This is a genomic window from Rathayibacter sp. AY1B4 (genome assembly GCF_002932815.1).
GTDB lineage: Bacteria > Actinomycetota > Actinomycetes > Actinomycetales > Microbacteriaceae > Rathayibacter.
In genome coordinates, this window is record NZ_PSWN01000002.1 from 100010 (window position 1) to 114959 (window position 14950).

A 14950-nucleotide genomic window follows, 5' to 3' on the forward strand; every position below is an offset into this window, starting at 1 on the left:
GTCGTGCCGCCCGTCCCTCTTCTCCGAAGGAGTCCTGTGCACGTCCTGCTGCCACCGTCCGAGACGAAGCGCGACGGCGGCGACGAGCCGTTCGTGCTCGAGTCGCTCGCCTTCCCCGAGCTCCACCCGAAGCGGCGCGAGCTGGCGGAGGCGCTGATCGCGCTGGCCGGGGACCGCGAGCTCTCGGCCCGGGCGCTGAAGCTCGGTCCGCGTCAGCTCGGCGAGATCGATCGCAACGCGGCGCTCGCGACCGCGGCAGGCCTCCCCGCGGTCGACCGCTTCGACGGGGTGCTCTTCGATGCGCTCGACGCGCGCAGCCTCGATCCCGGTGCACGGGAGGTGCTCGGTCGGACGGCGATCGTGCAGTCCGCGCTCTGGGGGCCGATCCGCGCCCTCGACCTGATCCCTGCCTACCGTCTGTCCCACGACTCCCGTCTCCCGGGGAGGCCGCTCAAGCGCTGGTGGGCAGCGGAGGCCGGGCGGGTGCTGAGCGCGCTCGACGGGCTCGTCCTCGATCTGCGGAGCGAGGCGTACGCGGCGCTCGGACCGGTTCCCGCGGGCGAGGGGCGGTTCTTCGTCCGCGTCCGCTCGCGCGGGGCCGACGGCGCCCTCCGGTCGCTGAACCACTTCAACAAGCAGGGCAAGGGGCGCTTCGTCAGGGCGCTGGCGGAGGACCGGGTGGCGACGGAGTCACTCGGCGAGCTCTCGGCGTGGGCGGCCGGGCGCGGGTTCCTGCTCGCCGAGAACCGGCACACGGGAGAGCTCGACCTCGTCGTGCCGGAGTCGTAGGCGTCAGCGTCGGCGCCAGCAGCCGGTGAGGTGATCGTCGACGACTCCGGCCGACTGCATCAGCGCGTACGCGGTGGTCGGTCCGACGAAGCGGAGCCCCGCGGCCTTCAGCGCTCGCGCGAGCGCCGTCGACCCGGGCGTCGTCGCAGGGACGTCGGCGGCTCGGACCACCCGGTCCTCGACGTCCGGATCGTGGAAGGACCACACGAGCTCGTCGAGCGCGCCCTCGCCTCTCTGCTCGAGGAGCGCGAGCACGGCCCGGGCGTTGTCCCGGGTGGCGATGATCTTCGCGCGGTTCCGGATGATGCCGCTGTCCTCCATCAGCCGCTCGACATCGGTGTCGTCGTACCGGGCGACCCGGGCCGGATCGAAGCCGTCGAAGGCCTCGCGGAACCTCGGCCGCTTGCGGAGGATCGTGATCCAGGAGAGGCCGGACTGGAACGCCTCGAGGGAGATCTTCTCGAACAGCAGGCGATCTCCGTGCAGCGGGGTGCCCCATTCCTCGTCGTGATAGCGGCGGTACTCCGGATCCGCGCCGCTCCAGGCGCAGCGGACCAGGCCGTCCTCTCCCTCGACGAGTCCGTCGGCCGTGCTCATCGGTGGGGGATCCCCTCGTGATCGAGAAGCCAGGCTTTCGTGGCGACGCCCTCGCCCGCGCTGAAGCCGGTGATCCGTCCGTCGCTCGCGAGGACGCGGTGGCAGCCCACGATGATCGGCACCGGGTTCGCACCGACCGCTCCGCCGATCGGCCGGCCCGCTCGGGGGCGACCGGCGGCCGTGCCCAGTGCGCCGTAGGAGGTGATCTCCCCGAAGCCCAGAGCCTGGAGCCGCTGCCAGATCTCGAGCTGGAAGGGCGTGCCGCGCAGAGCGACCGGCAGATCGAAAGAGCGGCGGGTCCCGTCGAAGTACTCGTCCAGCTGCTCGACGGCCCGCAGGAGCACCGGGAGGTCCGACTCCGGGAGGTGCTCGTGCGGGAGCAGACCGGCCTGCTCGATGGCGAGCGAGACGATCGCATCGCCGTCGCTGCCCACCTCGATGCGGCCGAGGGGGCTCGTCGTCCGTCGGACGTGAAGGGGAGTCGTTCTCATGCGTCGAGAGTATCCGCGGGACTCCCCACCGACCGGCGGGAATCGGACACCGGTGCAGAACTCGGCCGATCGGTCCCTGTGGAGGAATTCCTGGGGGCCGGAGGGCGCCATCCGTGCGCCGGCGATTCGGTGTCGATGGGACCTCTCCCTCCACAGGCGGCGATCTCGAGATCCTTCCGATGATCCCGAGGGCCGTCGCTCCCGGCGGGTGCGAGGGTCGGCAGGATCGCAGCATGACCTCCTCAGCGATCTTCCTCCACCCCGCTCCCGCCTCGCGTGTCCCGGCCTCACCCGACGACGCCGCCCTGTTCCACGCCGCTCACGGGTCCCGGCGGGGTGCGGCCGAGGCGAGCCTCGTGCTCGTCCCGTTCCGGGCCGGCGCGCCGAGCGGCTCGCTCCGCTTCGAGCTGTCGGGGGCGGATCCGTCCCTGATCGCGCGGGCCAGCCTCGGTGCGCTCGGCCGGTTCGGGCGGGTGCAGCGAGCACTCGCGCTGGTGCATCCCGGCGAGGCGGGTCCGGAGTCGTGCGAGGGACTCGTCGCCGCCCTCGAGGAGCGTGCGCGCCGGCTCCCCGGCCTCGCCCTCCGCGTCGCCGTGCTCCCGTCGTCCGGCCGCGACGACGGGCTCGAGGCCGGCGACCGGGACGACCCGCGAGCGGTGGCCGCCGCGGTCGACCGTCTCCTCGACCGCCACCCGCGCGCCGAACTGCCCGACGTGCTGTTGCACGGCGTCGACGACCTCGTCCGGCGAGCTCTCACCGGTCCCGATCCCGAGGTCCGGCCTGCGGGCCTGGCTGCGCTCGTCGTGGCCGTGCAGCGCAGCCGCGGTGCGGACCGCGTGCTGCGGTCCGCGCGGAGCGGTGACCCCGGCGCGGCGGGAGCGCTCGCCCCGCTGCTCCGCCGTGCCGCCGTCGTCGCACCCCCGAGTGAGCGAGCCGGAGTGCTCGTCCTCCTCGCCCGGATCCTGGCCGGTGAGGGCCGTGCCGACGAGGCCGGACGGCTCGCCGACGAGGCCGTCGCTCTCGATCCGCACCACGCAGGTGCGCGCCGAGTCGCGGCCGCACTCGCCGCCGATCGGCGGGAGCGCGCCGCGTGAGGGCGCTAGAGCCGCGACCAGGCCTCGGTGAGCACGCTCCGGAGGATCTGCTCGATCTCGTCGAACTCGCGCGGGCCGATGGTGAGCGGCGGCGCGAGCTGGACGACGGGATCGCCGCGGTCGTCCGCCCGGCAGTACAGCCCCGCGTCGAAGAGCCCCTTCGAGAGGAATCCGCGCAGCAGCCGCTCCGACTCGTCCTCGTCGAACGTCTCCTTCGTCGCCTTGTCCTTCACCAGCTCGATGCCGAAGAAGTAGCCGTCGCCCCGGACGTCGCCGACGATCGGCAGGTCGAGCAGCTTCTCGAGCGTGGACCGGAAGACGGGCGAGTTCTCGCGCACGCGCTCGTTCAGGCCCTCCTCCTCGAAGATGTCGAGGTTCTCGAGCGCGACCGCGGCCGAGACGGGGTGGCCGCCGAAGGTGTAGCCGTGCGGGAAGACGACCTGACCGTGGCGGAAGGGCTCGTAGATCCGATCGCTGACGATCGTCGCGCCGATGGGGGAGTAGCCGCTGGTCATCCCCTTCGCGCAGGTGATCATGTCCGGCACGTAGCCGTACTCGTCGCAGGCGAACATGTGCCCGATGCGGCCGAACGCGCAGATCACCTCATCGGACACCAGCAGCACGTCGTGCTTGTCGCAGATCTCGCGGACCCTCTGGAAGTACCCGGGAGGGGGCGGGAAGCAGCCGCCCGAGTTCTGCACGGGTTCCAGGAACACGGCGGCCACCGTGTCCGGCCCCTCGAACTCGATCATCTCCTCGATGCGGTTCGCCGCCCACAGGCCGAACGCCTCCAGGTCGTCGCCGTGCTCGGGAGCCCGGTAGAAGTTGGTGTTGGGGACGCGGAAGCCGCCCGGCACCAGCGGCTCGAACATCGACTTCATCCCGGGGATGCCCGTGATCGCGAGCGCTCCCTGGGGAGTGCCGTGATACGCGACCGAGCGCGAGACGACCTTGTGCTTGCCCGGCTTGCCCTGCAGCTTCCAGTAGTGCTTGGCGAGCTTGAAAGCCGTCTCCACAGCCTCGCCGCCGCCGGTCGAGAAGAAGACCCGGTTGAGGTCGCCCGGCGCGTGGTCGGCGAGCCGGTCGGCCAGCTCGATCGCCGAGGGGGTCGCGTAGGACCAGAGCGGGAAGAAGGAGAGCTCGGACGCCTGCTTCGCCGCGGCCTCCGCCAGTCGGCGCCGCCCGTGTCCCGCATTGACGACGAAGAGGCCGGACAGGCCGTCGAAGTACTTGCGCCCGGTGCTGTCCCAGATGTGGTGTCCCTCGCCGCGCGTGATGATCGGCACGCCCGCGCCGGAGTCCATCGTCGACTGACGGGTGAAGTGCATCCAGAGGTGGTCCTTCGCCTTCTTCTGCAGGGAGGCGTCGTCGATCCCCCCTGGCGCGTCGGTCCCGCGGACGGGATCGCCCGACTCGAGGCCGGAGGTCGAGAAGGCTGTCTCGGTGGTCATCTTTTACCGCGTTCCCCAGTTGTAGAACTGCTTGTGGAGCTTCAGATAGACGAAGGTCTCGGTCGAGAGCACGCCGGGAAGCGACCGGATCTCCTGATTGAGCAGGGCGATTAGATCGTCGTCGTTCTCGCACACGACCTCGGCGAGGATGTCGAAGGAGCCGGCTGTCAGCACGACGTAGTCGACGGCGGGGATGGAGGCGAGCCGGTCCGCGACGTCGCGGGTGTCGCCGGTGACGCGCACACCGATCATCGCCTGGCGGTAGAAGCCGAGCTGCATCGGATCCGTCACCGCGACGATCTGCATGACGCCCGACTCCGTGAGCTTCTGCACCCGCTGCCGGACGGCCGCCTCGCTCAGGCCCACGGCCTTGCCGATCTCGGCGTACGAGCGCCGACCGTCGGCCTGCAGCTGCTCGATGATCGCCTTCGACACCTCGTCGAGCTGGACAGGACGCTGAGAGGGTGGGCGAGACGGGGCCATGCGGCGATTCTGGCAGTCCACGGGGGCCCGGGCAAGTGGATCCGCACGTCGGAGCTCGCTCCGGCATCGGATCCGGTGGTCGGAGCGTGGTCCCGTCTGCGCGACGGACATCGGGCGACAGCGATGGCGGCCGGCTCGGCGGAGGGCCGTCAGCGACTACCATCGGGGGGCGGCCGGGCACCCCTGGAGCCGGCGGTCGCGGGCCGTCGGACCGGACGGCCGCGGGCCACGGGGATGCGAGGAGCAGCGATGACGCAGATCGGCCGCAGCCGCGCGTCCGTCACCGTCCCCGTCTCCGCCTGGAGCTCCGACGCGCCCTCGGCCGAAGTGACCCTCGGCTGGGCCGCGCGCACCGAGACCGGCCACGTGCGCAGCGCGAACGAGGACAGCTACCTCGCCAAGAGCCCGCTCTTCGCTGTCGCCGACGGGATGGGCGGGCACGCGGCAGGAGAGGTCGCCAGCGACGCGGTCGTGTCGCGCCTGTCCACCGCGGCGCTCGGCGCGACCGTCGGAGCGGAGGAGATCGACCGGGCGCTTCGGGAGGCGGTCGGGGACATCGCCCGGCAGTCGCACACGGCCGACGTCGGCACCGGGACCACGGTCACCGGGATCGCGCTCACGGTGGTCGGGGGAGAGCCCTACTGGTCCGTCTTCAACATCGGCGACTCGCGCGTGTACCTGAGCGTCGCCGGGACCCTCGTGCAGCTCACCGTGGACCACTCCATCGTCCAGGAGCTGGTCGACGCGGGCCTGATCTCCCGCGACGAGGCCGACGTGCATCCGCACAGCAACGTGATCACCCGCGCGGTCGGCTTCCACGAGGCGCCCGTCCCCGACTACCGGCTCGTGCCCGTCCTCGCCGGATCGCGTCTGCTGATCTGCTCGGACGGACTCACGAAGGAGCTGACCGATGCCGGCGTCGGCCACCTGCTCAGCGGCACCGGCTCCGCTCAGGAGGCGGCCGACGCCCTGGTCGACGCCGCGCTGGACAACGGCGGGCGCGACAACGTCACCGTGATCGTCGTCGACGTCCTCGCGGTCACCGGCGACGAGGAGGCCGGCGCACCGGTCTGACGAGCAGCGCTCCGGCACGGGACGGCCGCGGTCGCGGTGCCGCCGGACCGCCCGCACGCGCCGAACGGCCGTACGACGGTCCTGCGCCTGCCGGTTCGCGTCGGGTTCGGCCGGCTCGGGGCTCCCCGCGCCGGCGCTGGGTACGATGGTGAGCGGAAGGGCGTTCTCGGTGATCTGCAGCACGTGTGGCTCCAACCTCGCTCCCGGGGCGATCCTCTGCGGCGAGTGCGGTTCGTCGGTGGCGGCGCATGCCACGACGGGTGCGTCCCGCCCCTCGTCGTCCGGCGACACGACGGTCCTCGACCCGTCCCGCCGTGCCTGGCTGCCGGGCCTGGCCCCCGGCCGGCACCGGCGTCCCGCCCCCGGCGCACCGATGGCGCCGCCCTCGCAGGGGCTCGTGCGCCTCAGCTTCGCGACCGGGCAGCACGCGATCGTGACCGGCAACGGCCTGATCGGACGCCAGCCGCTCCCGGACCCCAACGAGACGTTCCGGCACATCCTCGCGATCCCGGATCCGTCGCGATCCCTCTCCAAGACCCACCTCGAGTTCGGCTTCGACGAGGGTGGGCTCTGGGTCAGGGACCGCTGGTCGGCCAACGGGTCCGTGCTGGTCGCGCCGACCCAGGCGCCGCTCCCGCTCGAGGCCGGCCGCCGCTACCGCGCGAAGCTCGGCAGCCGGATCCTGCTCTCCTCCGTCGAGATGGCGGTCGAGCGCGTCGACGGGTCCGCCGGCGGCTCGGGACGCCCGCCCCTCACCCGCTGACGGCACGGCCTCCGGGGACCGAATCGGCGGTCGACACGGCCTCCGGGTGCGGAATTCGTGACGATCATGTTTCCGGATGAGCGTTCTCCTCCGTTCGCCGTGACAGGCGGATGAGCGCTGTGCCAGTATTTCCCCACGTTCGGCCCCCGAGGCACGAGCCCCGACGCAGTCAGGAGCCCCCGCCATGACCCGTCCCCTCCCGAGGGATCCCGTCCTCCGCCGGGCCGTCGCCGCGGCACGCTCGCACGAGCGCGAGCGCCGGGCGGTCCTCTCGCGTCGGGCGGTCCTCGGCGGGATCGGCCTCGGAGCGGGTGCCCTCGCCCTGGCCGCCTGCGCCCCGCAGACCCGTGCCGCTCCGACCGCCGCCGCCGACGGATCGGCCGGCGACCCGCGCCTGGTGTGGGACAACTGGCCCGCCTACATGGACGAGGACGACGACGGGAACCACCCCACGCTCCAGGGCTTCGAGGAGCAGACGGGCATCGCGGTGACCTACAACGTCGCCGTCGACGACAACAACTCGTACTACGGCAAGGTGAAGGACCAGCTCGCACTCGGGCAGTACATCGGCGCCGACACGGTCTGCCTGACGGAGTGGATGGTCTCGCGCCTGGTCCGCCGCGGCTACGTGCAGGAGCTCGACCACGCGAACATCCCGAACATCGCCAACCTCACCCCCTCGCTGGCGAACCCCGACTTCGATCCGGGCCGCCGGCTCTCCCTCCCGTACCAGGCGGGGTTCTCGGGCATCTGCTGGAACAGGGAGAAGCTGCCGAAGGGCCTCTCGAGCATCGAGGAGCTGTGGGATCCGTCGCTCCGCGGCCGCGTCGGCGTGCTGAGCGAGATGCGCGACACGATCGGGCTGATCATGCTCGCTCAGGGGACGGACATCGCCGGCTCCTGGGGCGACGACGAGTACATGAACGCGATCGACGTCTTCCGCGAGCAGGTCGACGCCGGTCAGATCCGCAACATCAAGGGGAACGCGTACCTCAACGACCTGCAGAACGAGGACACCCTCGCGGCGATCTGCTGGTCCGGTGACATCACCCTGATCAACGCCGAGGCCGGCGACAAGTGGGAGTTCGCCTTCCCCGACTCGGGCGGCGCACTCTGGAACGACACCTTCGTGGTCCCGATGGGCTCCGAGCGCAAGGCCAACGCCGAGGCCCTGATGAACTACTACTACGAGCCCGAGGTCGCCGCCGAGGTGGCCGCCTGGGTCAACTACATCACCCCCGTGGATGGAGCGAAGGACGTCATGGAGAGCATCGATCCGGAGCTGGCCGAGAACCAGCTGATCTTCCCCGACGAGGACACGCTCGCGCAGGCGCACGTGTTCCGGACCCTGACCGCCGCGGAGGAGAAGGAGTACCAGGCCGAGTTCCAGAAGGTGCTCCTGGGCATCTGATGGCGATCGGGACCTTCGCCGAGAGCGGCGCCGACCTCCAGCTGGTCGGGATCAGCAAGCAGTACCCGGGCTTCACGGCCATCGACTCCCTGGACCTCACCATCCCGGCGGGCTCCTTCTTCGCCCTGCTGGGCCCCTCGGGCTGCGGCAAGACGACGACGCTGCGCCTGGTCGCCGGGCTCGAGGAGCCCTCCGCCGGCCGGATCCTCATCGGCGGGCGGGACGTCACCGAGACGAAGACGTACCAGCGGCCCGTCAACACCGTGTTCCAGTCGTACGCGCTGTTCCCGCACATGTCGATCCTCGAGAACGTCGCCTTCGGCCTGAAGCGGCGGAGGATCGCCGACCCCGTCGGCAAGGCGCACGAGGCGCTCCGCCTGGTCGAGCTCGACCACCTCGCCCAGCGCCGCCCCGCGCAGCTCTCCGGTGGTCAGCAGCAGCGGGTCGCCCTCGCGCGCGCCCTCGTCAACCGGCCCGCCCTGCTCCTCCTCGACGAGCCGCTCGGCGCCCTCGACCTCAAGCTCCGCCGGCAGATGCAGCTGGAGCTCAAGTCGATCCAGGAGGAGGTGGGCCTCACCTTCCTCCACGTCACGCACGACCAGGAGGAGGCCATGACGATGGCCGACACCGTCGCGGTGATGAACAAGGGCAGGATCGAGCAGATGGGCGCGCCGGAGGAGCTCTACGAGCTCCCGCGCACCGCGTTCGTCGCGAACTTCCTCGGCCAGTCCAACCTCTTCACGGGTGAGGTGGTCGTCAGCACCGACCGCGCACTCACCGTCGACGCGGGCGGGCACCGGATCGTCGTGCCCGTCGCCCGCTGCGCCCGCACGAGCGGGGAGATCACGGTCGGCGTCCGCCCCGAGAAGCTCCTGCTGCTGACGCAGGAGCCGCCGGCGGACTCCGGCCGGAACGTGCTCGGGCCCGGCCGCGTGGTCGACGTCTCCTTCAGCGGGGTCAGCACCCAGTACACGATCCGGATGCCGGGCCTGGGCCCGGTGGTCGTCTTCGCGCAGAACATGGTCTTCGGGCCGGTCGTCGGCGAGGGAGCGGAGGTGTGGGTCGGCTTCAGCACCGAGCACGGCTTCGGACTCGCGGACGAACCGGGCTCGGTCCCGCGCTTCGAGGCGGACGACTCCACCAGCGCCATCGCCGTGCAGCGCCGGGGGCTCCTGGCCGGTCGCAGCGGGGGAGCGTAGGCATGGCCTTCGCCGCCTTCGCCACGGGGCAGGCGGATCCTCAGGACGCTCCGGTCCGCCGGCGGTCGACGATCGCGCTCGTCCTGCTGCTGCCGGGCATCGCCTACATGCTGCTGTTCTTCCTGGCGCCGCTGATCTCGCTCGTGCTCACCTCGTTCCAGGCCGAGGTGCCGGACGGGGACATCGGCGAGTACGCCCCCGGGTTCGCCTGGCAGAACTACCTCGTGGTGATGGGCGACTACTGGCCGCACGTGGTCCGCTCCTTCGGCTACGCGCTGATCGCGACGGTGCTCGCGCTGGTGATCAGCTACCCGCTGGCCTACTTCATCGGAGTGAAGGCGCGGCCCTGGCCGCTGCTGCAGAACCTGCTCCTCACGCTGGTGATCGCGCCCTTCTTCATCAGCTTCCTGCTCCGGACGCTGGCGTGGAAGCAGATCCTCGCGGACGAGAGCCCGCTCGTGCAGGCGCTCAAGGCCGTGGCGGTCCTGCCGAGCGACGGCCACCTCACGGGGACGCCGATCGCCGTGATCTTCGGCATCACCTACAACTTCATCCCGTTCATGACGCTGCCGCTGTACACGACGCTCGAGCGCCTCGACGTGCGCTTCCTGGAGGCCGGGTCGGATCTCTACGCGCACCCCGCCTCCGTGTTCTGGAGCGTGACCGTCCCCCTGTCGATGCCGGGCATCGTCTCCGGCACGCTGCTGACTTTCATCCCCGCGGCGGGCGACTACATCAACGCGAGCCGGGACTTCCTCGGCTCGTCGCAGACCTCGATGGTGGGCAACGCGATCGAGGCGAACTTCCTCACGCTCGAGAACTACCCGGCGGCCGCCGCGCTCTCGATCGTGCTGATGGCCGTGATCCTGGTCATCGTCGGCTTCTACGTGAAGCGCAGTGGAACGGAGGACCTCCTGTGACCGCGACGGCCGACCGTCCGCTCGCGAGCGCCCAGGAGGCGCTCGGCGCGCCACCCCCCGCCCCGATCCGGGGCCGCCGCCGCTTCCGGGGCCTCGGGCTCGGCGTCTACACGGCGCTGGCGCTGCTCTTCCTGCTCATCCCTATCGGGTACACCTTCGTCTTCTCCTTCAACGACTCGGGGAAGAGCAACCTCGCCTGGCGCGGGTTCACCCTCGACAAGTGGGTGTCGGCCTGGACCAGCGAGGAGGTGATGACCGCCTTCGGGAACAGCCTGCTGGTCGGTGTGATCGCCACCGTGCTGGCCACTGCGCTCGGCACCATGATCGCCATCGCGCTCGTGCGGTTCCGCTTCCGGTTCCGGTCGGCGATCAGCCTGCTGCTGTTCCTCCCCATGGCGACTCCGGAGGTGGTGCTCGGAGCCGGCCTCGCCGCGCAGTTCCTCAGCGTGGGCGCCGAGAAGGGGCTGGTCACGATCGTGCTGGCGCACACGATGTTCTGCATCAGCTTCGTCGTGGTCACCGTGAAGGCGCGGGTGGCGAGCCTGGACCCGAAGCTGGAGGAGGCGGGACGCGACCTCTACGCGTCGCCGAACCAGGTCTTCTGGCGGATCACCTTCCCGCTGCTGCTGCCCGGCATCCTCGCCGCGGCGCTGCTCTCGTTCGCGCTGAGCTTCGACGACTTCATCATCACGAACTTCAACTCCGGATCGGTCACCACGTTCCCGAAGTACATCTACATCGCGGCGGCGCGCGGCATCCCGGCGGAGGCGAACGTCATCGCATCGGCGGTGTTCGTCCTGGCGATCCTCGTGGTGGTGATCACGCAGGTCTCCGCGGCGGCCCGGGCGAAGCGCCTCGCGCGCGAGCAGTAGCTCAGGGCGTGCCGGGAGGTGCGGTCAGACGTAGGAGGCGCGGATCGCGCCGACCGGGCGCCCGCCGCCCGACACGACCGGGTTCAGCCGCACCAGCACGTCGTTCGCCGCGGTCCGGTCCACCGCGTCCGCCTCGACCAGGAGCTTCAGCGCGACCACGGTCGCGGCGCGGAGGCTCCCGTCGAGGATCTTCAGGGCGACGGTGGTGCCGTCGGGCGAGGCCATCACGAGCACGCCCTCGGCGCCGAGCTTGGCGACCACGCCCAGGCGCTCGATCACGACGGTGTTGTCCCGGCCCGGGCCGTCGATCGCCCACGCGTTCTCGAGGATCGCGGCCGTGAGGACGCCGGCCTGGCGGTAGAGGCCGAAAGGTGAGGCGGGGGAGGAGGACACGATCCGCGAGACGCCCTTCGCCAGCGCGGTCAGAGGAAGGGCGTGCACGGGAGCTCCGCAGCCGTCGATCCCCGAGGCCACGACGCGCTCGCCGGTGAGGCGCTCGATCGTGTCGACGATGTGCTGCTGCAGCGGGTGCGTCCGCTCGAGGTAGTCCTCGGTGCTCCAGCCGTTCTGCACGCAGGCCAGCAGCATCGCCGCGTGCTTGCCCGAGCAGTTCATGTAGAGCGGGTCCGGAGTCGCGCCCGCCCGCAGCAGCTGAGCGCGGGTCCCGGAGTCGCCGGGCCAGTCGGCCGGGCACTGCAGGGCGGTGTGGTCCAGGCCGGCCCGGAAGAGCAGGTTCTGCACCAGCGCCACGTGCTGGGGGATGCCGGCGTGGCTCGCGGTGGCGATGACCGCCTCCGCGCCGTTCAGCTCGACTCCGGCGGTCATCACCGCGAGGGCCTGGAACGGCTTGAGGCAGGAGCGGGGGAAGACGGGAGCCGTCGGGGTGCCGAGGCTGCGGGCGACGCGGCCCTCGGAGTCGAGGAGGACGGCGGAGCCGGCGTGGCGCGACTCGACGAACCCGGATCGCTCGACGACGGCCAGCTCGACGGACTCGGCGACGGTGAAGGTTCCTGCTGGCATCCCCCCATCCTGCCCGATGCGCCGACCGGTCCCGCGCTCCCGGAGACGCCGAAGGCCACCGGGGAGCGCATCGGCGCCCGCGGTGGCCTTCGGAGGATCGCGCCTAGAGGGTGGCGAACGCGTCGGCGATGACCGACACGGCGTCGTCGAGCAGCTCGTCGGTGAGGGCGAGGCTCGGCAGGAAGCGGACCACGTTGCCGTAGGTGCCGGCGCTCAGCACGAGGACCCCGTGCTGGGCGGCGTAGTCGATGATCGCCTGGACCGCGACGGCGTTCGGCTCCTTCGTGGTGCCGGCGGTACCGGGCTGCACGAGCTCCATCGCCATCATCGCGCCGATGCCGCGGACGTCGCCGATGATGTCGTAGCGCTCCTGCAGGCCTCGCAGCGCCGCGCCCAGGCGGGCGCCGATCCGGTCGGCCTCGGCGAGGAGGCCCTCGCGCTCGATGCGCTCGAAGACCGCGACGGCGGCGGCGGCGGCGACGGGGTTCCCGCCGAAGGTGCCGCCCAGTCCGCCGGCCTGCGCCGAGTCCATGATCTCGGCGCGGCCCGTCACGCCCGCGAGCGGCAGGCCGCCGGCGATGCCCTTGGCCGAGAGGACGAGGTCGGGGACGAGGCCCAGGTGCTCGCTGGCGAACCAGGCGCCGGTGCGGGCCATGCCCGACTGGATCTCGTCGGCGACGAAGACGATGCCGTTGGCCGTGCACCACTCCTGCAGCGCCGGGAGGAAGCCGTCGGCGGGGACCATGAAGCCGCCCTCGCCCTGGATGGGCTCGGCGACGAGGCAGGCCAGGGCCGAGGCGCCGACGGTCTTCTCGAGGTACGAGATCGCGCGCTGGGCGGCCTCGGCTCCCGACAGGCCGTCGTGGTACGGGTACGAGCTCGGCGCGCGGTGGACGTCGCTGGCGAAGGGTCCGAAGCCCAGGCCGTAGGGCAGCGCCTTGAAGTTCATGGCCATCGTGAGGTTCGTGCGGCCGTGGTACGCGTGGTCGAGCACCGCGACGCCGGGGCGCCCGGTGTGCTTGCGCGCGATCTTGACAGCGTTCTCGACCGCCTCGGCACCGGAGTTGACCAGGACGGTCTTCTTGGCGAAGTCGCCGGGGGTGTGCTCGGCGAGCAGCTCCGCGACGCGGATGTAGGGCTCGTAGGGAGTGACGGTGAAGAGGGTGTGCGTGAGTCGCGCGAGCTGCTCCGCGGCGGCCGCGACGACGGAGTCGTCGGTGTGCCCGATCGTCGTCACGCCGATGCCGGCGCCGAGGTCGATGAAGCTGTTGCCGTCGACGTCGACCAGGATCGCGCCGTGCGCGCGGTCGATGTAGACGGGGAGCGCGGTGCCGACGCCGGTGGGCACGACGGCGAGGCGGCGCTCGTGCAGGGCCCGGGATCGCGGCCCGGGGATCTCGGTCGCGACGCGCCGCTCCTGGGGGACTGCGGACGTGGGAACCTGGGGGGCGAGCGTGTCTGTCATGGTCCTCGGAGTCTACCCGCGGCGGTTCCGCGTCCAGGGGTCCAGACCGGCGCGACCGGCCTGATCCACCGCCGTCGAGGAGGAGCCCGATGAAGTCCGAGCACGAGTACGCGGTGTCCGTCGTCTGGGAGGGCGACCGGGGCACCGGCACGAGCGGCTACCGCGAGTACGGGCGCCAGCTGACCGTCACGGCGGAGGGCCCGGCGCCCATCCTCGCCTCGGCCGACACGCCCTTCCGGGGCGACGCCGACCGCTGGAACCCGGAGCAGCTGCTCCTCGCGGCGCTCGCGCAGTGCCACCTCCTCTCCTACCTGCACGTGGCGGTCAAGAACGGAGTCGTCGTCACCGGCTACACGGACGACGCGGTGGGCTCGATGCTGCAGGAGGGGGAGAGCGGCCGCTTCACCTCGGTGACCCTCCGGCCCCGCGTCACTGTCGCCGAGGAGTCGATGGTGGCGATCGCCCAGACGCTGCACGCCGAGGCCTCCCGGCTCTGCTTCATCGCCAACTCGGTGAACTTCCCCGTCGCCCACGAGCCGGAGGCGTCCGCGCGCTGAGGCTCAGCGGCGCTCGTGCGGGAGCGCCCGGCGGATGCGCTCGACCGTGGTCGTCGGCGGCGACTCGTTGTACGCACCGGCGAGCTCCTGCCCGGAGAGCGCGTGGACGGCCGCCATCACCTCGTCGGTGGCGTGGCGTCGGGCGCGGCCGGAGTCGGCGGAGCCGTGCCGCGAGAGGTCCAGCGGAGCCCCGAAGCGGACCGTGATCCGGTGCAGGCGCGGCACCCTCGTGCCCACCGGCTGGAGCTCCTGCGTGCCGATCATGCCGACGGGGACCACCGGCGCGCCCGTGGTGAGGGCGAGCCATGCCACTCCGGTGCGGCCCTTGTAGAGGCGCCCGTCGCGGGAGCGGGTGCCCTCGGGGTAGACGGCGAACGCCTCGTCCCGCTCGAGGATCGCCCGGCCGAGGTCCAGCGCCTCCTGAGCGGCCTGGCCGGCGCCGCGCTCGACCGCGACGGCTCCGACGCTCGTGAAGAAGGCGCGAGAGAGGGCGCCCCGCACGCCGGTCCCCGTGAAGTAGTCCGACTTGGCCAGGAACTGCACCGGCCGCGGGGCGAGCAGCGTCAGCACCGGGGAGTCGATGAACGAGAGGTGGTTGGCCGCCAGGATCACGCGTCCCTCGGCCGGGACGTTGTCGCGCCCCTCCACGATCGGCCGGTAGACCAGCCGGCCGACGCCGCCGATGGACAGGCGCGCCAGACGCGCGGAGAGGCCGATCCCCGGGGGAGTCGGCCTCTCGTGGTCGTCGTCGATCCGCATTCCGA

The 14950-nt window shown here is 71.7% G+C and carries 16 protein-coding genes; 9 read left to right on the forward strand and 7 right to left on the reverse strand.

What is annotated here, in order from left to right; all coding sequences use genetic code 11:
- The first annotated feature begins 36 nt into the window (after window positions 1-36).
- Entirely contained in the window at window positions 37-789 is a 753-nt protein-coding gene (locus tag C5D66_RS01655) for a YaaA family protein (protein ID WP_104255052.1), read from the forward strand.
- Window positions 790-792: 3 nt separating this feature from the next.
- Here C5D66_RS01655 and C5D66_RS01660 read toward each other — a convergent pair whose 3' ends face one another.
- Together C5D66_RS01660 and C5D66_RS01665 are read right to left on the reverse strand one after the other, a co-directional pair.
- Complete coding sequence (locus C5D66_RS01660) at window positions 793-1386, reverse strand: DNA-3-methyladenine glycosylase I (RefSeq protein WP_104232699.1); 594 nt, start codon at window positions 1384-1386, stop codon at window positions 793-795.
- On the reverse strand, window positions 1383-1877 hold the full coding sequence (locus C5D66_RS01665; RefSeq protein ID WP_104223029.1) for a methylated-DNA--[protein]-cysteine S-methyltransferase: 495 nt from the start codon (window positions 1875-1877) through the stop codon (window positions 1383-1385). The genes C5D66_RS01660 and C5D66_RS01665 overlap by 4 nt, the downstream gene beginning before the upstream one ends.
- A 233-nt stretch (window positions 1878-2110) precedes the next feature.
- On the opposite strand from C5D66_RS01665, the gene C5D66_RS01670 reads away from it, so the two are divergent.
- Entirely contained in the window at window positions 2111-2971 is an 861-nt protein-coding gene (locus C5D66_RS01670; RefSeq protein WP_104255051.1) for a hypothetical protein, read from the forward strand.
- Window positions 2972-2976: 5 nt separating this feature from the next.
- Here C5D66_RS01670 and C5D66_RS01675 read toward each other — a convergent pair whose 3' ends face one another.
- Window positions 2977-4422: an aspartate aminotransferase family protein gene (locus tag C5D66_RS01675; RefSeq protein ID WP_104223031.1), complete on the reverse strand. Its 1446-nt coding sequence runs from the start codon at window positions 4420-4422 to the stop codon at window positions 2977-2979.
- A 3-nt stretch (window positions 4423-4425) separates the two neighbouring features.
- Window positions 4426-4905: an Lrp/AsnC family transcriptional regulator gene (locus C5D66_RS01680; protein WP_104223032.1), complete on the reverse strand. Its 480-nt coding sequence runs from the start codon at window positions 4903-4905 to the stop codon at window positions 4426-4428.
- Window positions 4906-5154: 249 nt separating this feature from the next.
- On the opposite strand from C5D66_RS01680, the gene C5D66_RS01685 reads away from it, so the two are divergent.
- From C5D66_RS01685 to C5D66_RS01710, 6 genes are all read left to right on the forward strand, one after another.
- A complete protein-coding gene (locus tag C5D66_RS01685) occupies window positions 5155-5979 on the forward strand; it encodes a PP2C family serine/threonine-protein phosphatase (RefSeq protein ID WP_104225583.1) in 825 nt (274 codons plus the stop codon).
- A gap of 238 nt (window positions 5980-6217) precedes the next feature.
- Window positions 6218-6742 (forward strand): hypothetical protein, encoded by a 525-nt coding sequence (locus C5D66_RS01690; protein ID WP_104223034.1) that lies wholly within the window; start codon window positions 6218-6220, stop codon window positions 6740-6742.
- Window positions 6743-6926: 184 nt separating this feature from the next.
- Window positions 6927-8153: a PotD/PotF family extracellular solute-binding protein gene (locus C5D66_RS01695; protein WP_104249589.1), complete on the forward strand. Its 1227-nt coding sequence runs from the start codon at window positions 6927-6929 to the stop codon at window positions 8151-8153.
- Complete coding sequence (locus C5D66_RS01700; RefSeq protein ID WP_104255050.1) at window positions 8153-9352, forward strand: ABC transporter ATP-binding protein; 1200 nt, start codon at window positions 8153-8155, stop codon at window positions 9350-9352. Before C5D66_RS01695 ends, C5D66_RS01700 begins: the two co-directional genes overlap by 1 nt.
- A gap of 2 nt (window positions 9353-9354) precedes the next feature.
- Window positions 9355-10272 (forward strand): ABC transporter permease, encoded by a 918-nt coding sequence (locus C5D66_RS01705; RefSeq protein WP_104255049.1) that lies wholly within the window; start codon window positions 9355-9357, stop codon window positions 10270-10272.
- A gap of 65 nt (window positions 10273-10337) precedes the next feature.
- Window positions 10338-11144: an ABC transporter permease gene (locus C5D66_RS01710; RefSeq protein WP_181027101.1), complete on the forward strand. Its 807-nt coding sequence runs from the start codon at window positions 10338-10340 to the stop codon at window positions 11142-11144.
- Between the two features lie 24 nt (window positions 11145-11168).
- Here C5D66_RS01710 and C5D66_RS01715 read toward each other — a convergent pair whose 3' ends face one another.
- Both C5D66_RS01715 and gabT read right to left on the reverse strand, forming a co-directional pair.
- Entirely contained in the window at window positions 11169-12164 is a 996-nt protein-coding gene (locus C5D66_RS01715; protein ID WP_104255048.1) for an asparaginase, read from the reverse strand.
- Window positions 12165-12267: 103 nt separating this feature from the next.
- Complete coding sequence (gene gabT, locus C5D66_RS01720; protein ID WP_104255047.1) at window positions 12268-13629, reverse strand: 4-aminobutyrate--2-oxoglutarate transaminase; 1362 nt, start codon at window positions 13627-13629, stop codon at window positions 12268-12270.
- An 89-nt stretch (window positions 13630-13718) separates the two neighbouring features.
- Here gabT and C5D66_RS01725 point away from each other — a divergent pair, with 89 nt between their 5' ends.
- Window positions 13719-14186 carry an OsmC family protein gene (locus tag C5D66_RS01725; protein ID WP_104223041.1) on the forward strand — a complete coding sequence of 156 codons (468 nt, stop codon included), beginning with the start codon at window positions 13719-13721 and terminating at the stop codon, window positions 14184-14186.
- 3 nt (window positions 14187-14189) lie between these two features.
- On the opposite strand, the gene C5D66_RS01730 is transcribed toward C5D66_RS01725, so the two are convergent.
- On the reverse strand, window positions 14190-14945 hold the full coding sequence (locus tag C5D66_RS01730; protein WP_104223042.1) for a 1-acyl-sn-glycerol-3-phosphate acyltransferase: 756 nt from the start codon (window positions 14943-14945) through the stop codon (window positions 14190-14192).
- Window positions 14946-14950 lie beyond the last annotated feature (5 nt).